This is a genomic window from Actinosynnema sp. NPDC023587, from assembly GCF_040640215.1.
In the GTDB taxonomy this organism is placed as follows: Bacteria; Actinomycetota; Actinomycetes; order Mycobacteriales; family Pseudonocardiaceae; genus Actinosynnema.
In genome coordinates this window covers 289950-308562 of sequence record NZ_JBFABG010000004.1, presented here as the reverse complement: position 1 = coordinate 308562, position 18613 = coordinate 289950, and the positions used below count along the sequence as shown (strand labels likewise).

Below are 18613 nucleotides of genomic sequence, written 5' to 3'. Positions count from 1 at the left end.
CGCAGGTCGGGCGGTAGCGTTTGGCCATGACCGGATGCCCTACCGCTTCGCCCGGCCGTCCTTTCGGGCGCGTGCTCACCGCCATGGTGACCCCGTTCGACGCCTCCGGGGCGTTGGACCTGGACAAGGCGCAGCACCTCGCGGAGCACCTGGTCGGGCGCGGCAGCGACGGTCTCGTGGTGAACGGCACGACCGGGGAGAGCCCGACGACGACCGACGCCGAGAAGGCCGACCTGATCCGCGCCGTGGTCGAGGCCGTCGGCGACCGCGCGACCGTGGTCAGCGGGTCCGGCACGTACGACACCGCGCACAGCGCGCACCTCTCGCGGCAGGCGGAAGCCGCCGGCGCGCACGGCCTGCTGCTGGTCACCCCGTACTACTCGCGGCCGTCCCAGGCCGGGGTGGAGGCGCACTTCCGCGCCGTTGCCGACACCGTGGGCCTGCCGGTGATGCTGTACGACATCCCGCCGCGCACGGTCGTCCCGATCGAGGTGGAAACCCTCCTGCGGCTGGCGGACCACCCGCGCATCGTCGCGGTGAAGGACGCCAAGGGCGACCTGCTCGCCGGCAGCAAGGTCATCGCGGCCACCGACCTGGCCTACTACTCCGGCGACGACCCGCTCAACCTGCCCTGGCTGTCGGTGGGCGCGGTCGGTTTCGTCAGCGTCATCTCGCACCTCGCCGGCGAGCGCCTGCGCGGGATGCTGGACGCGTTCGAGGCGGGCCACGTGGCCCGCGCGACCACGATCCACCACGAATTGCTGCCGCTGCTGCGGCCGTTCAACCGGATGCCGGGAGTCGTCTACACGAAGGCCGCGCTGCGCCTCACGGGCCTGGACGTGGGTGAACCGAGGCTGCCCCTGGTACCGGCGTCAACCGAGGACATCGAGGCCGTCACGGCCGAACTGGGAGTCAACGCGTGATCAATCCGAACTCACCCCCGCCCGCACTGCCCGACGGAGGTCTGCGCGTCGTCGCACTGGGGGGGATCGGCGAGGTCGGCCGCAACATGACCGTGTTCGAACACGCCGGCCGCCTGCTGGTCGTGGACTGCGGCGTGCTGTTCCCCGAGGACGACCAACCCGGCGTGGACCTGATCCTGCCGGACTTCCGGGCCATCGAGGACCGGCTGGACGACATCGAGGCGCTGGTCCTGACGCACGGTCACGAGGACCACATCGGCGCGGTGCCGTTCCTGCTCAAGCTGCGCCCGGACCTGCCCGTCGTGGGGTCCCGGTTCACGCTGGCGCTGCTCGCGGCCAAGTGCAAGGAACACCGCCAGCACCCCTCCCTGGTGGAGATCTCGGACGGCGAGCACCGCGCGTTCGGCCCGTACGAGCTGGAGTTCTTCGCGGTCAACCACTCCATCCCGGACGCCGTCGCGGTCGCCATCCGCACCGCCGCCGGCCTGGTGCTGCACACCGGTGACATCAAGCTCGACCAGCTCCCGCTGGACGGCCGGCTGACCGACCTGGCCGGGTTCTCCCGGCTGGGCGACGAGGGCGTGGACCTGTTCCTGGTCGACTCCACCAACGCCGAGGTGCCCGGTTTCGTGGCACCGGAGCGGGAGATCGGCCCGGTGCTGGAGAACGTCATCCGCAAGGCCAACCAGCGGGTCATCGTGGCCTGCTTCGCCTCGCACGTGCACCGCGTGCAGCAGGTGCTCGACGTGGCCGCCCAGTACAACCGGCGGGTCGCGCTGGTCGGCCGGTCCATGGTCCGGAACATGGGCATCGCCGCCGAGTTGGGCTTCCTCAAGGTGCCCGACGGCCTGTTCGTGGACCTCCACGAGGCCATGGACATGCCGGAGAACGAGGTGCTGTTCGTCTCGACCGGGTCGCAGGGCGAGCCGCTGTCGGCGCTGTCCCGGATGGCGCGCGGCGAGCACCGGCAGATCTCGATCCAGGCCGGCGACACCATCGTGCTGGCCAGCTCGCTCATCCCGGGCAACGAGAACGCGGTGTTCGGCGTGGTCAACGGCCTGGCCAGGCTGGGCGCGACGGTCATCCACCAGGGCAACGCCAAGGTGCACGTCTCCGGCCACTCGCCGGCCGGCGAGCTGCTGTTCCTGTACAACGCGGTGCGGCCGTCCAACGTCATGCCGGTGCACGGCGAGTGGCGGCACCTGCGCGCCAACGCCGCGCTCGCGGTCGCCACGGGCGTCGCCGAGGAGCGCGTGGTCATCGCCGAGGACGGCGTGGTCGTGGACATGGTCGACGGCAAGGCCGCCGTCAGCGGCAAGGTCGAGGTCGGCCACGTCTACGTCGACGGCCTGTCGGTCGGCGACGTCGGCGAGTCGACCCTGTCCGACCGCCTGGTGCTCGGCGAGGGCGGTTTCATCGCCATCACGGTCGCGATCGACTCGAACTCCGGTCGCGCGGTCGCCCCGCCCACGGTGTCCGGCCGGGGCTTCTCGGACGACCCGAAGGCGCTGGACCAGGCCATCTCCCTGGTGGAGATGGAACTCTCGCGCACCGAGGCCGAGGGCATCACCGATTCGCACCGCATCGCCCAGGCCGTGCGCCGCGTGGTGGGCCGCTGGGTCGCCGAGACCTACCGCCGCCGCCCGATGATCGTGCCGACGATCATCCCGGTGAACTAGTCACCCGCCTCCGGGCCCGGCCGCACCGGCCGGCCCGGAGGCGTGGCCGGTCTCCGTCCCGGCCACGCACCTCGGCGGTCAGACCGCTCCCGGACGCCAGGGGCTGTGCCCCGTGGTGGGCCGGGTGGGGTCGTGGAACTTCGGCCGGTCCGGCTCGTCCCGCCGCAGCGGCACCAACCCGGCGGTGATCGCGCGCATGATCCGCTCGTGCGCGCGCCGGGCGTCGCCCGGCCGGCCGTCCGCCAGGTCCGCGAGGTCGACGGGCGCGCCGAAGTGCACCCGGAACGCCGGCCGCCGGAACAACCCGGCGACGTAGGACGTGAGGTAGGGCTTGAGGTCCGCCACCCCGCCGAGCCGGGTGGTGCCCCAGTACACGGCCTCGTGCGCGCCCCACTGGCTGACCGGGATCACCGGCACCCCGCCGCTGAGCGCGAGCCGCGCCGCGCCGGTCTTGCCGCGTTCCGGCCACAGGCCGGGTTCCTTGCTGATCCCGCCCTCCGGGTACACCGCGAGGGGATCACCGGTGGCGCGCAAGGCTTCCACGGCCCGGTGGTACGCCTCGCCCACCGAAGCCGACGCGCGGTCCACCCGCAGGTGCCCGGACGCCTTGAGCAGGGGGCCGAGGACCGGTGCGTCGAGCAGCCCGCCGGCGAGCAGGAAGCGCGGCGCGACACCGATCTTGTGGCACGCGGCGATGAGCACGAACGGGTCGAGGTTGCCGATGTGGTTGGACGCGAGCAGCAGCGGACGGCCCCTGAGGTGCGGCGGGATGTCGCCGGTGACCCGGAGACGTCCGCTGAGACCGACGAACCCGCGGTCGACGGTGGTCAGCACGCGCCACAGCAGTGGTGTGGACACAGCGGGGAAGGCTACGGCGTGTCGAGGTGTGCGCGTGGCCGGAACGGGGCAACCATGGGCGGAAGCGCCGCGCGTCACGGTCTCCCGTGAGCGTTGTGGCTGGTGGGGCTCCAGGGACTACCGTATACATCATGGCTGGCCGAACCGGAACCTCGCGCGGCAAGGGCACGACCCGTGGCTCCAGAGCCGGGTCCAAGCCACGTGCCGCTGCGGCCAAACCCAGGTCGCGCGCCACGTCGAAACCCGTGGCGCGGAAGAAGTCCGGCTCGGTGGGCAAGGCGTGGGGCCTGCTCGGCCGGGGCGTGGGCGGGGTGGTCCGCGCGGTCGGGCGGGGCAAGGAGCTGGACCCGGCGCACCGCCGGGACGGCCTCGCGCTGGTGCTGATCGCGCTCGCCGTGATCACCGGCGCGGGCGTGTGGTGGCAGGCGGGCGGCCCGGTGGGGCAGTGGGTCGACGGCGCGGTGCGCAGCTCGGTCGGCACCCCCGCGCTGATCGTCCCGCTGGTGCTGCTGGGCATCGGGGTCGCGCTGATGCGCACCGACCCGAACGCGGAGGCCCGGCCCCGACTGGTGATCGGCGGCGTGCTGGTCGCCGTCGGGTTTCTCGGCATGTTCCACCTCATCGGCGGTCTGCCCGCCGACCCCGCGCAGCGGCGCACGGCCGGCGGCGCGCTCGGCTACCTGGCGGGCGGGTTCCTCGCCCAGGGCCTCACCCCGTGGGTCGCGGGCCCGCTGCTGGTGCTGATCTTCGGCTACGGCTTGCTGGTGCTGGCGCACCTGCCGATCCGCGAGGTGCCCGCGAAACTCGGCTCGCTGCTGCACGGCCGCCGGACCGGGGACCGGCTGGACGGCTTCGACCACGAGGACGAGCCCGTCGAGGAGGAGCCCAAGCCCGCGAAGCTGCGCCGGCCGTCCCGGCGCAGGCAGTCGGCCGCGACCGAGGAGCAGCCCGAGCTGCCCCTGGCCGAGGACGAGGACGAGGAGGAGGTGCCGCCGCCGCCCCCGCCGCGCGCCACCCCGAAGCCGAAGGCCGTCGAACCCGCCGAGAAGGCCAAGCCGGGCACGGCCGTGCGCGCCGTGGAGGGCGACTACAAGCTGCCGCCGCCGACCATCCTCAAGGACGGCGACGCGCCCAAGGCCCGCAGCAAGGCCAACGACCAGATGATCGAGGCCATCACCGGCGTCCTCGACCAGTTCTCGATCGACGCCCAGGTCACCGGTTTCACCCGCGGCCCGACGGTCACCCGGTACGAGGTGGAGCTCGGCCCCGGCGTGAAGGTCGAGAAGATCACCGCGCTGACCAAGAACATCGCCTACGCGGTGGCCACCGACAACGTGCGGCTGCTCGCGCCGATCCCCGGCAAGTCCGCGGTCGGCATCGAGGTGCCCAACAGCGACCGCGAGATGGTGCGGCTGGGCGACGTGCTGCGCGCGCCGACCACGGTGCGGGACAACCACCCGATGGTCATCGGGCTGGGCAAGGACATCGAGGGCCACTTCGTCACCGCGAACCTGACCAAGATGCCGCACCTGCTGGTCGCCGGCTCCACGGGATCGGGCAAGTCGAGCTTCGTGAACTCGATGCTGGTGTCGCTGCTCGCGCGGGCCACGCCGGACGAGGTCCGGATGATCCTGATCGACCCGAAGATGGTCGAGCTCACCCCGTACGAGGGCATCCCGCACCTGATCACGCCCATCATCACCCAGCCGAAGAAGGCCGCCGCCGCGCTGGCCTGGCTGGTCGAGGAGATGGAGCAGCGCTACCAGGACATGCAGGTCAACCGGGTGCGCCACATCGACGACTTCAACCGCAAGGTGAAGTCCGGCGAGATCACCGCGCCGCCCGGCAGCGAGCGCGTGTACCGGCCGTACCCGTACATCATGGCCATCGTCGACGAGCTGGCCGACCTGATGATGACCGCGCCGCGCGACGTCGAGGACGCCATCGTCCGGATCACCCAGAAGGCGCGGGCGGCGGGCATCCACCTGGTGCTGGCCACCCAGCGGCCCTCGGTGGACGTGGTGACCGGTCTGATCAAGACGAACGTGCCGTCGCGGCTGGCGTTCGCCACGTCGTCGCTGACCGACTCGCGGGTCATCCTGGACCAGCCGGGCGCGGAGAAGCTGATCGGCATGGGCGACGGGCTCTACCTGCCGATGGGCGCGTCCAAGCCGGTGCGCGTGCAGGGGGCGTTCGTCGGTGACGAGGAGATCGCCGAGATCGTCGACTTCACCAAGAACCAGGCGCAGCCGGAGTACACCGACAACGTCACCGCGGCGAAGGTGGGCGAGAAGAAGGAGATCGACGCCGACATCGGCGACGACCTGGAGGTGCTGCTCCAGGCCGCGGAGCTGATCGTCACGTCCCAGTTCGGCTCGACGTCGATGTTGCAGCGCAAGCTGCGGGTCGGGTTCGCCAAGGCGGGCCGGTTGATGGACCTGCTGGAGACGCGCGGCGTGGTCGGCCCGTCGGAGGGGTCCAAGGCCCGCGAGGTGCTGATCAAGCCGGACGAGCTGGACTCGGTGGTGTACCTGATCCGGGGCGGCTCGGCCCCCGACGGGGACGAGGGCTGAGCCGCCGCCGGGTGCGGGGTCAGCTCGCGCCGAACTCGCGGACCGCCTTGTAGTACAGGTCGGCGGTCCGGTTGCACGACCAGTTGCCGGCGCACTGGTGGTAGAGGTCGGACTTGAACTTGTTGTCGATCTTGAGCCGGGTGGTCTCGGTGAACCGGCCCTGCTTCTTGTAGTTGCGGTAGCCGAAGTCGTGGCGGTGGCAGGCGGGCAGGAACTTGAAGCCGAACGGGTTGTCGGGCGACCACGAGCAGCCGTCCGACGACCAGTCGAGCTGGCCGGCGTGGGGCGCGGTGGCCCGGATGGAGCTGAACTGCGACAGGGACTTGGAGAACACGTAGTCGTCGGTCACGGCGGGCGCGTTGATCGCGGCCTGGGCGGTGTTCGCACCGACCAGCAGGGCCAGCGACGTGAGGACGACGGCGAACGCGGTGCGCAGGGATTTCACGGTGGTGCCCCCTCGGTCGAACGGGTGTGAGGAGGTTCATACCGACTCGTCGGTGACTTCCGACAGCCCTGATGGGCCCCCGGCGCGGCAACACCCGGTGAACGTCGGAGTACCGCTTCGGGGTCCCGACAAGTCCGCGCGCCCGGCGGACCGCACTCGGCCCGCCGGGCGCGGGCGGCCCGAGGCCGTGACGCGCCCCGGTGGGCGAGCCGTACCCCTCCGCACCGGCTCGACCACCCGGCCGCCGACGGCGTCGGGCACAGCAGACCAGGGCGCTAGGAGTCGTCGCCCTGGTCGAGGAACCGCCGGATCGCGGGCTCATCCGGGATCTCGGTCTCGTTGTCCATGAGACGTTCGGCGATCGGGAGGGGTTCCTCGGCCCACACCGGGTGGAAGTCGCCGCCGGGCAGCAGGCCGTGCCGGCGGGCGAACTCCTCGGCGGCCTCCCGGATCGACTCGCGCAGCGTGCCGACCACGACCGTCTCGGCCGTGTAGGTCAGTTCCACGAGCAGCGCCCGGATCCGGTCGAGCTGGTCCTCCTGGTCGGACTGGTCGGCGAGCTGCGGCCACATCCGGCGCTCGAAGACCTCGACGAAGTCGGCGGCGATCCCGTCCGTGGCGGCGCGCAGGTTCGCGAACTTCGCCAGCACGTCCTCGGCGGGCACGGTCAGCAGCGCCAGCCGGTTGCCGGCTTCCAGCGCCCAGCGCCGGGTGTGCGGCCAGCCGCGCCGCCAGCGGACCAGGCCGAGCTGGATGGCCCGCCGCAGCACCGCCGGGCGGACGTCGCCCATCGGCACGAGCCGGCTGATGTCCCGGACCCGGACGCGCACCCAGTCGTCCGGCCCCTCGGTGTCGCCGACGCCGAGCACGGCGGCAACGCTCGCGCCCCTCTCCCGGGCCTTGACCAGCTCGGCGATCGCGGGCAGCGAGAACCCTCGCGCCTGGAGCCGCTGGACCAGGGTGAGCCGCTCGATGTGGGAGTCGTCGTAGAAGGCCTGCCGCCCCTGCCGCTTGGGCGGGTGCAGCACGCCCTTGGTCTGGTACATGCGGATCGTGCTGCCCGGTACGCCTACGCGGACCGCGAGCTCGTCGACCGTCAACTGCTCCACGCCGCCCATCCTCGTGTGCGGGAGCTCGTGGAGTCAAGACTATTCGAGTTGTGGTTCGAATAGTCAGAGGTGGAGCAGCATCCGCGAGTTCCCCAGGGTGTTCGGCTTGACGTAGGACAGGTCCAGGAACTCCGCGACCCCCTCGTCGGGCGACCGCATGATCTCCTCGTAGACCTCGGGGGAGACCGGGGTCCCGTCGATCTCCACGAACCCGTGCCGGATGAAGAAGGACGTCTCGAAGGTCAGCACGAACACCCGCGACAACTGGAGCTCCCGCGCCGTCTCGACCAACTGCCGCACCAGCCGGTGCCCGATCCCGCGCCCCAGGGCCTGCGGCGACACCGCGACCGTCCGGATCTCCGCCAGGTCCTCCCACAGCACGTGCAGCGCGCCGCACCCCAGCACCACGCCGTCCTGCTCGGCCACCCAGAACTCCTGGATGTCCTCGAACAGCGTGACCAGCGGCTTGGCCAGCAGCACCTTGCCCGCGTAGTGGTCGATGAGGGCCTTCATGGCCCGCACGTCACCGGTCCGGGCACGCCGGACGTTGATCGGGTCGTTCACAGCGTCAAACGTAACCCCGGCTCGACAACACGGCGGTGTCGGGCGTTCATCCGGTGAAATGTGTCCTGGCGGCACCTCCGGCCCGACTCCTGCGGTTTACTGGCGGGGAACGGGTCACAACTCGGCTGTCGGAGGTGTCACGTGCTCCGGAGCTTCAGGATGGGCAACCACCGGTCGTTCCGCGACGAGCAGGAGTTGCTGCTCATACCCGCGTACGCGAAGGACCGCCAGGCGGTGCCGGTGGCGGCGGTCTACGGCGCGAACGCCTCCGGCAAGTCCAACCTGCTCGACGGCCTGAAGTTCATGGCGGACGCGGTCCGCGACTCGTTCGGCAAGTGGTCCCCGGACGGCGGCGTCCCGCGCCGCCCGTTCCGGCCGGCTCCCGGCGCGCGCGACCAACCGTCGGTCTTCGCGGTCGAGTTCGTGGACGGGCGGATCCGGTACGTCTACGGGTTCGAGGTCGACGACGAGCGAGTGCGGACCGAATGGCTGCACAGCTATCCGGAGAAGCGCAAGCGGGTGATCTTCGAGCGCGATCGCGACGAGATCAAGTTCGGTACCACGGTCGGTGAACAGCGCGGGAAGCTCGACGTCCTGGAAGGCTTGCTGAGATCCAACGCGTTGTTCCTCAGCCTGGCGGGGCAGACGAACCTGCCGCTTCTCCAACCGGCGCACCGCTGGTTCACCCAGGGAATGGTCTTCCGGCTGGAAGGTCCGGAGACGGATGAGTCGGAAATACGCCGGTTCCTGCTTGAAAGCGTCTCCGGGAAACGTTTCGCAGAGCTCGCCAAGGTGGCTGATTTCGGCATCGCAAGGCTCTCCCTCGGACTGCCCGTGTCCTCGCGCAGCGACGTGGAATTCTCGGATTCGCGGTTGCGGGTCGGTGTGCCTCTCCTGCTTGAGACCGCGCCCGCATTCATCGACCCTGAATCCCTTGGTGTGCTCAAGCAGATTCTCGTCAAGAACGGCCAGCTCACGCTGGGACACGGCACGGGCGAGGAGTTCGACCTGGAGGACGAGTCGGCGGGCACCCGGGCCTGGCTCGGGCTGCTGCCTGCCGCACTGACGGTGCTGGACCGGGGCGGTCTGCTGGTGGTCGACGAGATCGACGCCAGCCTGCACCCGCAGCTCACCGGACGGCTCGTGGCGCTGTTCCGCGACGAGGAGGCCAATCCCCACCGGGCACAACTCGTCTTCACCACGCACGACGCCAGCCTGCTCAGCCCGTCCCTCGGTGACGAGGTGCTCAAACGGGATGAGATCTGGTTTGTCGAGAAGAAGTCGGACGGCGCGTCCGAGCTCTACCCGCTGACCGATTTCCACCCGCGCAAAGAGGGCGAGAACCTGGAACGGCGCTACCTCGGCGGGAGTTACGGGGCGGTGCCGAGCCTGGTGGCTGAGGACTTCATTGACGCCTTGCGCGGTTCGGGCGGTGCGGATGATCCGGCGTGAGCCCACTGCACGTCGCCGTCCGCCGCACCGGAAACCCGCGAACCGGCTCCTCGTGGTGTGCTGCGGAAACACCGAGAAGCGGTAGCTCGACCGGTTCGACATCGCGAAAGCGATCGTCTCGGCGGGCAAGGCCGGGATCGCGCTCGCCGTCTCGGACCCGTGCTTCGAGCTGTGGCTGATCCCGCACTTCGCGGACCACAACGCGCACATCGCCGACTACCGGGCGGCCCGCGTCCTGTTGGCCAAACACCTGCCCGCGTATGACAAGAAGCTCGACTACACCGCCCTCCACCAGGGCCTCGACGCCGCGATCGCCCGCGCCAAGGCGCTCGGCCCCGACAACCCCGCCACCGCGATGTGGCGGCTGGTCGAGGCCGCTCTGAACCGCTGATGTCAGGTGCCGGCCGGGCAGCCGGTTACGCTGAGCACCGTGTCTTCCCCCACCACGTCCAAGCGCGTCTCCATGCTGACCCTCGGGTGCGCCCGCAACGAGGTCGACTCCGAGGAGTTGGCCGGCCGGCTCACCGCGAGCGGTTGGGAGCTGGTGGACGGCGAGGCGGACGTGATCGTGGTCAACACGTGCGGCTTCGTCGAGTCCGCCAAGAAGGACTCCGTCGACACGCTGCTCGCCGCCGCCGACTCCGGTGCCAAGGTCGTCGCGGTCGGCTGCATGGCCGAGCGGTACGGCACCGAGCTCGCCGACAACCTCCCCGAGGCGAACGCGGTGCTCGGGTTCGACCACTACGAGAACCTCGCCGACCGCCTGGACGACGTGCTGGCGGGCCAGACCGTCGCGTCGCACAAGCCGGTCGACCGCCGCACCCTGCTGCCGCTCACGCCCGTGCAGCGCCCCCAGGCCGCCACCGAGGTCCAGGTGCCCGGCCACGGCTGGGGCCCGCGCGTGCTGCGCACCCGCCTCGAAGACACCCCCGTCGCGCCGTTGAAGATCGCCTCCGGCTGCGACCGCCGCTGCTCGTTCTGCGCCATCCCGAGCTTCCGGGGCGCGTTCGTCTCCCGCCACCCCGACGAGATCGTCGCCGAGGCCAGGTGGCTGGCCGAGCAGGGCGTCCGCGAGGTGTTCCTGGTCAGCGAGAACTCCACCTCGTACGCCAAGGACCTGCCGCGCGAGCTGGGCGGCCTGGAGAACCTGCTGGAGCGCCTGGCCGAGGTCGTGGACCGGGTCCGCGTCTCCTACCTCCAGCCCGCCGAGACCAAGCCCACCCTGGTCACGGCCATCGCGACCACGCCGAACGTCGCCCAGTACTTCGACATGTCCTTCCAGCACTCCAGCGAGCCGGTGCTCCGCCGGATGCGCCGGTTCGGCTCCACCGAGTCGTTCCTGGGGCTGATCGAGCAGATCCGCCGCCTCGCGCCGGAGGCCGGCATCCGCAGCAACGTCATCGTCGGCTTCCCCGGCGAGACCGAGCAGGACGTCGCCGAGCTGGAGAAGTTCCTCACCGGGGCCCGGCTGGACGCGGTCGGCGTGTTCGGCTACTCCGACGAGGACGGCACCGAGGCCGAGGGGCTGGGCGACAAGCTCGACGCCGACACCATCGCCGCGCGCGTCACCCGGATCTCCAACCTGGTCGAGGAGCTCACCTCGCAGCGCGCCGAGGACCGCGTGGGCCAGGAGGTCGTCGTCCTGGTCGAGACCGAGGAGGACGACGAGAGCGACTGCGTCGGCCGGGCCGGGCACCAGGCACCCGAGGTCGACGGCGAGTGCGTGATCACCAACGCCGACGGGCTGACCGTCGGCGACCTGGTGCGCTGCCGGGTCGACGCCGCCGAGGGCGTGGACCTGGTGGTCACCGCGATCGAGGTGCTCCCCAGGTGACAGAACCGCCGCGCGTGCCGGTGCTGAACATCGCCAACGTGCTGACGATGTCCCGGCTGGTGCTCGTGCCGGTGTTCCTCTACCTGCTGCTCGCCGAGGACGGCCACGACCACCGGTGGCGGCTCGCCGCGTTCGCGGTGTTCGCCATCGCGTCGGTCACCGACCACGTGGACGGCAACCTGGCCCGCAAGCACGGCCTGATCACCGACTTCGGCAAGATCGCCGACCCGATCGCGGACAAGGCGCTCACCGGGGCGGCGCTGGTCGGCCTGAGCCTGCTCGGCGAACTGCCGTGGTGGGTCACCGTGGTCATCGCGGTCCGCGAGGTCGGCGTCACCCTGCTGCGGTTCTGGGTGATCCGGCACGGCGTGATCCCGGCCAGTCGCGGCGGCAAGGCCAAGACGCTCGTCCAGATCTTCGCCATCGGCCTCTACCTGCTGCCGCTGCCGCCGGTCCTCCAAGCCGTCGCCCTGATCTCGATGTACGCGGCGGTCGCGCTGACCGTCGTCACCGGTGTCGACTACGTGATCCGCGCGTTCCGGCTGCGGGCGCGCGGCAAGCGCGCGGTGGCCGGGACGTGATGGTGGCCGGGGCGTGACGGCGGCCGAGGTCGTCGCCGGGCTGGCGGGGCGCGGGGAGACCGTCGCCACCGCCGAGTCGCTCACCGCCGGGCTGGTCGCGGTCGAGATCACCACCGTGCCCGGGGCCAGCGCCGTGCTGCGCGGCGGGCTGATCGTCTACGCCACCGACCTGAAGGAATCGCTCGCGGGCGTGGACGCCGCCCTGCTCGCCGAGCACGGCGCGGTGCACCCCGAGGTGGCCCGTCAGCTCGCCGAGGGGGCGCGGGAGCGCTGCGGGGCGACGTGGGGCCTCGGGTTGACCGGTGTGGCCGGGCCGGACCCCCAGGACGGCGTCGCACCCGGCACCGTCCACATCGGTTTGTCCGGTCCGTCCGGTTCCACCGTCCGCACGATCACTGTCCGTGGCGATCGGAGCGCGATCCGACACGCCGCCGCGACCGCCGCTCTCACTCTGCTCCGCGACCACCTCGACATCGCCGCCGGGTGACGTGAACAGGGCGATCAGGCCGCTACACGGGGACCGACGCGGGAACTTACCGGCGGGTTCACTCGTTCGCCCTGGGCGGACGTGTCCGGAAGTCACTGCCCGTCGACGGGACGGGTCGGTAACGTGGTGGCACGGCCGGCCGGAAGGAGGCGCGCGATGACCGTGCTGCTACGCGAGGCGATCGGTGATCGGCTCCGCCATGCCCGCACCACCCAACGCCGCACGCTGCGCGAGGTCTCCAGGACCGCCCGCGTCAGCCTGGGGTACCTGTCCGAGGTGGAGCGTGGCCGCAAGGAGGCGTCCAGCGAACTGCTGGCCGCCATCTGCGAGGCGTTGGACCTGCCCCTGTTCGAACTACTCCACCTGGTCGCCTCGGACATCGGTGCCGTCCAGCGACCGGTGACCAGCCCGGCCGAGCTCACCGAGCGCGCGCAGCCCGCCGCGCCGAGCCTCGAAGGCGGCACGCTCGTGCCCGCCGTCATCGGCAACGACCTGTCCGACCTGCGCATCCAGCCGATGCTCACGCACCGGCTGACCACGACGATCGGCAAACCGCGCGGCACCGTGGTGGCGGCATAACCCGAGCAGCCCACGTCCGAAGCCGAGCCGGTCCGTCCGGCTCGGCTTCCTGGCATGAGCACCCCCGGCCACGCCGCACTGCAACGACTTGGCAACCGCGCGCGGGGTCGCCGCGTCCCCCGGAGCGGCGGACGGGCAGGATTACCCGTGCCGACCGAAGTTTCAGGGGTGACTCAGGGTGAACCCGGATATCTCCCCAGGTCGGTGGAAGAGGCACGGGACAACTGACACGATGGAACCAACACCGGCACCGGGTCGTTGCCAATCACGAGCGCGAGCCAGGGATAGTGCGGAGAAGGCAGGCGTAGGAGATGGCCAACCCTTTCGTGAAGGCATGGAAGTACTTCATGGCGGCTTTTTCGTCCAAGATCGACGAGCACGCCGACCCGAAGGTGCAGATCCAGCAGGCCATCGAGGAGGCGCAGCGGCAGCACCAGGCGCTGTCGCAGCAGGCCGCCGCGGTGATCGGCAACCAGCGCCAACTGGAGATGAAGCTCAACCGGCAGCTCGGTGAGGTCGAGAAGCTCCAGGCGTCCGCACGCCAGGCTCTCGTGCTCGCCGACGAGGCACGGGGCAAGGGCGACGAGGCGCGCGCCCAGGAGTTCGAGAACGCGGCCACGTCGTTCGCGACCCAGCTCGTCACCGCCGAGCAGAGCATCGAGGACCTCAAGACCCTGCACGACCAGTCGCTCCAGGCGGCCACGCAGGCCAAGCAGGCCGTCGAGCGCAACGCGATGGTGCTCCAGCAGAAACTCGCCGAGCGCACCAAGCTGCTCAGCCAGTTGGAGCAGGCCAAGATGCAGGAGCAGGTCTCCGCGTCGCTGCGCCAGATGTCCGAGCTCGCCGCGCCGGCCAACACGCCGTCGCTGGAAGAGGTCCGGGACAAGATCGAGAAGCGGTACACCACCGCCCTCGGCTCGGCGGAACTCGCCCAGAACTCGGTGCAGGGCCGGATGCTGGAGGTCCAGCAGTCGACCACCCAGATGGCCGGTTCGTCCCGCCTGGAGCAGATCCGCGCGTCCATGCGCGGCGGCAGCGTCGCGGGCGAGGTCACGGCCGCCAAGCCCGGCAGCGCCGCGGCGAACATCCAGCAGGAGATCCAGCAGCGCGTCCAGCAGCAGGCGCAGAGCACGCCGCAGAGCGCGCCGCAGCAGACCCAGCAGTTGCCGCAGCAGAACCCGCCCGCGAGCCAGGGCTGAGGGCGTGTCCGCGATGGATCATCCGAGGATGGATCCCCGGCGGAGAGCGGCCGGTGAGATCGCCCACCTGGTCGGCGGCGCGGTCAACCGCCAGCTCCAAGGTCAACTCGCGGACCAGGTGAAACGGCGGTTGACCGCCTGGAACGACCCACGCGCCAAACTCGACCGGCGGTACCGCCGGTCGAGTCGGGTGCTCACGTTCTGGTTGATCGTCCTGGCCATCCTCGCGGTGGTCGGGACCCTCGCCCTGGTCGGAGCGCTGCCCACGGCGGCGGGCGTCGGGGCAGCCATCGCCCTGGCCGGCACCGGCGTCCTCGCGGTGCGCACGAAGTCCAAGATGAAGTCGATCGACACGGCCCGCCAACAGTTGGCGGCGGCACCCACCCCCACCCCGCTGCCCGCGCGGAGCTCGGCGGCCAGGCAGCCGATGGAGCGCCTGGAGGACGCGGAGGACACGCTCCGCGAACTCCTGCGCCAGCTCGACTCGGCGGCCCTGACCTCGGTGCCGGCGGACTCGGTGGTCCAGGCGAGGGTGACGGGAACCGAGGCGTCGAGCGCGATCAGGGCGGTGTCGCACCAGTTGCAGGCGGTGGAACGAGCCCGGGACACCGCACCCCCCTTGGACCGCGCCCCGCTGGTGGAAGGGGTCCAACGCCTGAGGGCACAGCTCGACGAAGGCGTGGACGGCTACTGCGGCCTGGTGGCCGCAGCGGGCCGGGTGCTGGCGGAAAGCACGGCCAACAACCCCCGCCAGGTCCTCGGCGAAGCAACGGACCACCTGGCAGGCCTGGCCTCGGCCCTCCGAGACCTCTCCCGCTGGACCCGCCCGGAAACCCCCTGACCAGCAACTAGCCTGTACAACGCCCCGCCGCGCCCCCGGCTCCAGCCCCTGCCGAGGCCCGACTCCCAGGTTCCGTACAAGATCCGCACAAAGGCGTGAACCAGGAGAAAACGGGCCCACTTCGGGCACTTTCCCGGCCATGATTTCGTTGCCGAGAACGAAGAGGAGGCGCATCGGCGGGCACCACGCAGGCATCTGGCACGCCCTCGTGGCACCAGCCTGCCCACAGCCCGAGCCTGTCCAGGGCCTCAGCCTGCTCACAGCCCCAGCCTGCCCACAGCCCCAGTGCATCAGCTACCACGCCACGAGCTGCTGAGTCAGTCCCGCTGATGTTTCCTGCCGGCCGCTTCCCCGGTTCACCCGAAGCCCGGCGTCCGGTCCGCTGACTGCCCGCTGCACGCTGCCCGCTGTGCGTTGCCCGCTGCCCGCTGCCGGCTGCCGCTGTGCGTTGCCTGTTGGATGCAGGAAGCGTCAGCGTGGACGGCTGAGCCCGCGCCCCGCCCTACTGGCGCGGGCAAGGCGCATACGCCGCCCTGTGGCTTCAGCGTGGCCTCAGCCGCCGATCACTTCACAGGACGCCCTGAGGGCTACCCCTGCCCGCTGGGATGCTCCTGTGCCCCACCAAGCCCCCGGAAGAGCACCCATCAGGCCACAGCCAGCAACCGTCACGCCACTCGCCAGCCGGATCGCGCTCCTGGGTTGAGTTCGTGGAACACCGCCATCGGGCGACACCTCGCCACAAGCGGCCGAACGCATGGGCAGGAGAGGGGCAGGAGCGCCGCAGATAGTGGGAAGTGCCGAGGTGGAGGCATCCGAATGGGCGGTCTGCGCGGCGGATATCCGAACCTCGCCACCCGCCCACGGCCCCCACCGGCCTCCCACCCGCCGTCACCATCACCCGATCGGGCTGCTGTGCAGGGTCGTGCCAGGTCGGACGGGGTCTTGGAGTCGCGGGGCCGGCCTAGGCCACGCCAGGACCATCCGCACGAATGGGGTTTACCTCACGTTGCGTAGTTGAGCTGGGCTGATGTGCTCGGTGGTCTGGTATTCCTTACTGCGATCGTGTGATTATCAGACCGTTATCTGGCCGCGCCCACTACATGGCGTGGCAGGATCTCCGAGTCGGACAGCGGCGTTCGGCTTGGTCGTCGGGGAGGGCATTGAGTGGCGTTGTGGACCGTGCACGGTGATGGCCGCACCACCGACGGTGACGCGGTCAGCCCGCAGGAGCGACTGAGCTGGCCACTCACCATCGGCTTCGGCGCGCAGCACCTGGTCGCGATGGCCGGTGCCGCCATCCTCGTCCCCGCCTCCACCGGCCTGCCGGTCGGCACGACCCTGCTGTTCTCCGGCGTCGGCACGCTGCTCTTCCTGATCATCACGCGCAACCGCGTCCCCAGCTACCTCGGCGCGTCCTTCGCGTTCATCGCCCCGCTCGAAGCCGCCCGCAGCGAGGGCATCGCCGCCCAGCTCGGCGGCATCGTCGCGGCCGGCCTGTTGGTGATCATCATCGGCGTCGCGGTGAAGGCGCTCGGCGTCCGGCTGCTCGAATCGGTGATGCCCCCCGTCGTCACGGGCGCGGTCGTCATCCTCATCGGGCTGAACCTGTCGCACCGCGCGACGACCTCGTTCTCCGAACAACCCCTGCCCGCCGTGGTCACCCTGGGCATCATCCTGCTCTGCGGCGTCCTCGGCAGGCGGCTCTTCTTCCGTTTCTCCGTGCTCTTCGGCGTGGTCGTGGGCTGGGTCCTCGGCTTCGTCCTCGGCGTCGTGGACACCGCCCCGGTCGCGAACGCGGCCTGGCTCGGCCTCCCGCTCCTGCACTCGCCGGAACTCCGCCCGTCAGTCACCCTGCTGATCCTGCCGGTCGTGATCGTGCTGGTCGCGGAGAACGTCGGCCACGTCAAGGCCGTCGCCGGCCTCACCGGCCGCAACCTCGACGGCAGCGTCGGCGACTCGATCATCGCCAACGGACTTTCCACGACGCTCGCGGGTTTCGGCGGCAGTCCCGGCACCACGACCTACTCCGAGAACATCGGCGTGATGGGCGTGACGAAGGTGTACTCCACCGCCGCGTACGCGGTGACCGGGGTGATGGCGATCCTCCTGGCGTTCTCGCCGAAGGCCACCGCCGCCCTCGGCACCATCCCGCCGGGCGTGGTCGGCGGTGCGACGCTGGTCCTGCTCGGCCTGATCACGCTGGTCGGCGTGCGGATCTGGATGGACAACCGGGTCGACCTGGCCAACCCGGGCAACGCGCTGGTCGGCGGCGCGGCGCTGGTCGCGGGCGTCGGCGACCTGACGCTGAAGCTCGGTGACATGGAGCTCGGCGGCCTGGTCTGGGGCTCACTGCTGGTCGTGATCCTGCACCCGGTGATGCGCTGGCTCCGCGCCGTCCGCCACATCTGACGCCCAGCCGGGGGCAAGCGTTTGCGACCCGACCACCTGATGCGTGTAAAGCGCCCTAGACGAGTGACCGGGCGATTCGGCGCACCAACCCGGGTCCCTCGTAGATGAACCCCGTGTAGAGCTGGAGGAGGCTCGCGCCGGCGTCCATCATCCGCTTCGCGTCGTCCACGGACGCGATCCCGCCGACCCCGATGATCGGCAGCTTCCCGTCGGTCTCCCGGCTCACGAACCGCACCACCTCACGCGCCCGCACGGCCAGCGGCCGGCCGCTCAACCCGCCGGCCTCACCCGCCAACGCCTGGTCCGCCGGTGCGAGACCGTCCCTCGACAGGGTGGTGTTGGTGGCGATGAGCCCGGCGACCTGGTGCGCCGCGCACACCTCCAGCAGCTCGCCGATCGCCTCGTCGGTCAGGTCGGGCGCGATCTTCACCAACAACGGCTTGCGCGCGGACGATCCGGCCAGGTCGGCAGACGTCTCGTTCAACGCGGACAGGAGCTCCGCGAGCGCCTTACGGTCCTGCAAGCTCCGCAAGCCCGGCGTGTTGGGCGAGCTGATGTTCACCGCGAAGTAGTCGCCGTGCCGGTAGAGCGCCCGCAGCGACGCCTGGTAGTCCTCCACGGCCTCGTCGACCGGCGTGACCTTCGACTTGCCCAGACTGATCCCCAGCGGCACGGACAACGGCCCCAACCGGTCCAACCGGTTCGCGAGCTCCAGCGCACCGTCGTTGTTGAAGCCCATCCGGTTGATGATCGCCTCGCTGTCCCGCAGCCGGAACAGCCTCGGTCGCGGGTTGCCCGGCTGCGCGTGCCGGGTGACCGTGCCGACCTCCACGAACCCGAACCCCAACGCGCCCCACGTCGGCAGCGCGCGCCCGTTCTTGTCCAGCCCCGCAGCGAGCCCCACCGGGTTCGGGAAACGCACCCCGAACACCGTGCGCCCACCGACGGCCTTACGGCGCACCAACCGCGCTGCCGGGCTCAACGCCGTCATCGCGCGCAAGGTGGTCTCGTGGATGCGCTCCGCGTCCCCACCGTGCATCCGGAACAACGTCTTACGCACCACGCTCTTGTAGACCACGG

17 protein-coding genes are annotated in these 18613 nt (G+C 70.8%); 12 read left to right on the top strand and 5 right to left on the bottom strand.

Features of this window, described 5'->3' with window-relative positions; genetic code table 11:
• Positions 1-26 precede the first annotated feature (26 nt).
• A complete protein-coding gene (gene dapA / locus AB0G01_RS13710) occupies positions 27-923 on the top strand; it encodes a 4-hydroxy-tetrahydrodipicolinate synthase (protein WP_360944126.1) in 897 nt (298 codons plus the stop codon).
• Positions 920-2602, top strand: a complete 1683-nt coding sequence (locus tag AB0G01_RS13705) for a ribonuclease J (protein WP_360944123.1) — start codon at positions 920-922, stop codon at positions 2600-2602. The genes dapA and AB0G01_RS13705 overlap by 4 nt, the downstream gene beginning before the upstream one ends.
• A 78-nt stretch (positions 2603-2680) precedes the next feature.
• Here the strand turns inward: AB0G01_RS13705 and AB0G01_RS13700 are convergent, their stop codons facing one another.
• The gene (locus AB0G01_RS13700; protein WP_360944120.1) at positions 2681-3460 is read right to left on the bottom strand and encodes a lysophospholipid acyltransferase family protein; all 780 of its coding nucleotides are present in this window, start codon (positions 3458-3460) and stop codon (positions 2681-2683) included.
• Between the two features lie 269 nt (positions 3461-3729).
• On the opposite strand from AB0G01_RS13700, the gene AB0G01_RS13695 reads away from it, so the two are divergent.
• Positions 3730-6033: a DNA translocase FtsK gene (locus AB0G01_RS13695; RefSeq protein ID WP_360945238.1), complete on the top strand. Its 2304-nt coding sequence runs from the start codon at positions 3730-3732 to the stop codon at positions 6031-6033.
• Positions 6034-6052: 19 nt separating this feature from the next.
• Here AB0G01_RS13695 and AB0G01_RS13690 read toward each other — a convergent pair whose 3' ends face one another.
• The 3 genes from AB0G01_RS13690 to AB0G01_RS13680 all read right to left on the bottom strand — a co-directional run bounded on the left by AB0G01_RS13690 (position 6053) and on the right by AB0G01_RS13680 (position 8151).
• Entirely contained in the window at positions 6053-6478 is a 426-nt protein-coding gene (locus AB0G01_RS13690) for a phospholipase (protein ID WP_360944117.1), read from the bottom strand.
• Positions 6479-6753: 275 nt separating this feature from the next.
• On the bottom strand, positions 6754-7587 hold the full coding sequence (locus tag AB0G01_RS13685; protein ID WP_360944114.1) for a MerR family transcriptional regulator: 834 nt from the start codon (positions 7585-7587) through the stop codon (positions 6754-6756).
• A 63-nt stretch (positions 7588-7650) separates the two neighbouring features.
• Positions 7651-8151: an amino-acid N-acetyltransferase gene (locus AB0G01_RS13680; RefSeq protein WP_360944111.1), complete on the bottom strand. Its 501-nt coding sequence runs from the start codon at positions 8149-8151 to the stop codon at positions 7651-7653.
• A gap of 159 nt (positions 8152-8310) precedes the next feature.
• Between AB0G01_RS13680 and AB0G01_RS13675 the strand changes: the two genes are divergently transcribed.
• The 9 genes from AB0G01_RS13675 to AB0G01_RS13635 all read left to right on the top strand — a co-directional run bounded on the left by AB0G01_RS13675 (position 8311) and on the right by AB0G01_RS13635 (position 17533).
• On the top strand, positions 8311-9603 hold the full coding sequence (locus AB0G01_RS13675) for an ATP-binding protein (protein WP_360944108.1): 1293 nt from the start codon (positions 8311-8313) through the stop codon (positions 9601-9603).
• Between the two features lie 100 nt (positions 9604-9703).
• The gene (locus AB0G01_RS13670; protein WP_360945235.1) at positions 9704-9994 is read left to right on the top strand and encodes an RloB family protein; all 291 of its coding nucleotides are present in this window, start codon (positions 9704-9706) and stop codon (positions 9992-9994) included.
• Between the two features lie 72 nt (positions 9995-10066).
• Positions 10067-11437 (top strand): 30S ribosomal protein S12 methylthiotransferase RimO, encoded by a 1371-nt coding sequence (rimO, locus tag AB0G01_RS13665; RefSeq protein WP_360945232.1) that lies wholly within the window; start codon positions 10067-10069, stop codon positions 11435-11437.
• The gene (gene pgsA / locus AB0G01_RS13660) at positions 11434-12018 is read left to right on the top strand and encodes a CDP-diacylglycerol--glycerol-3-phosphate 3-phosphatidyltransferase (protein ID WP_360944105.1); all 585 of its coding nucleotides are present in this window, start codon (positions 11434-11436) and stop codon (positions 12016-12018) included. The genes rimO and pgsA overlap by 4 nt, the downstream gene beginning before the upstream one ends.
• A gap of 13 nt (positions 12019-12031) precedes the next feature.
• Positions 12032-12505 (top strand): CinA family protein, encoded by a 474-nt coding sequence (locus AB0G01_RS13655; RefSeq protein WP_360944102.1) that lies wholly within the window; start codon positions 12032-12034, stop codon positions 12503-12505.
• A 156-nt stretch (positions 12506-12661) separates the two neighbouring features.
• On the top strand, positions 12662-13084 hold the full coding sequence (locus tag AB0G01_RS13650) for a helix-turn-helix transcriptional regulator (protein WP_360944099.1): 423 nt from the start codon (positions 12662-12664) through the stop codon (positions 13082-13084).
• A gap of 311 nt (positions 13085-13395) precedes the next feature.
• Positions 13396-14283, top strand: coding sequence for a PspA/IM30 family protein (locus AB0G01_RS13645; RefSeq protein WP_360944096.1), 888 nt, complete (start codon positions 13396-13398; stop codon positions 14281-14283).
• A gap of 28 nt (positions 14284-14311) precedes the next feature.
• Positions 14312-15124 (top strand): hypothetical protein, encoded by an 813-nt coding sequence (locus tag AB0G01_RS13640; RefSeq protein ID WP_360944093.1) that lies wholly within the window; start codon positions 14312-14314, stop codon positions 15122-15124.
• Positions 15125-16288: 1164 nt separating this feature from the next.
• Entirely contained in the window at positions 16289-17533 is a 1245-nt protein-coding gene (locus tag AB0G01_RS13635) for a solute carrier family 23 protein (protein ID WP_360944090.1), read from the top strand.
• A 55-nt stretch (positions 17534-17588) separates the two neighbouring features.
• Here the strand turns inward: AB0G01_RS13635 and AB0G01_RS13630 are convergent, their stop codons facing one another.
• The gene (locus AB0G01_RS13630) at positions 17589-18611 is read right to left on the bottom strand and encodes a quinone-dependent dihydroorotate dehydrogenase (RefSeq protein WP_360944088.1); all 1023 of its coding nucleotides are present in this window, start codon (positions 18609-18611) and stop codon (positions 17589-17591) included.
• Positions 18612-18613 lie beyond the last annotated feature (2 nt).

Coding starts and splice junctions, on each gene's coding strand:
- rimO (WP_360945232.1), top strand. CDS start 10,067: ATGCTGACCCTCGGGTGCGCCCGCAACGAGGTCGACTCCGAGGAGTTG.
- AB0G01_RS13640 (WP_360944093.1), top strand. CDS start 14,312: ATGGATCCCCGGCGGAGAGCGGCCGGTGAGATCGCCCACCTGGTCGGC.
- AB0G01_RS13650 (WP_360944099.1), top strand. CDS start 12,662: ATGACCGTGCTGCTACGCGAGGCGATCGGTGATCGGCTCCGCCATGCC.
- dapA (WP_360944126.1), top strand. CDS start 27: ATGACCGGATGCCCTACCGCTTCGCCCGGCCGTCCTTTCGGGCGCGTG.
- AB0G01_RS13645 (WP_360944096.1), top strand. CDS start 13,396: ATGGCCAACCCTTTCGTGAAGGCATGGAAGTACTTCATGGCGGCTTTT.
- AB0G01_RS13675 (WP_360944108.1), top strand. CDS start 8,311: ATGGGCAACCACCGGTCGTTCCGCGACGAGCAGGAGTTGCTGCTCATA.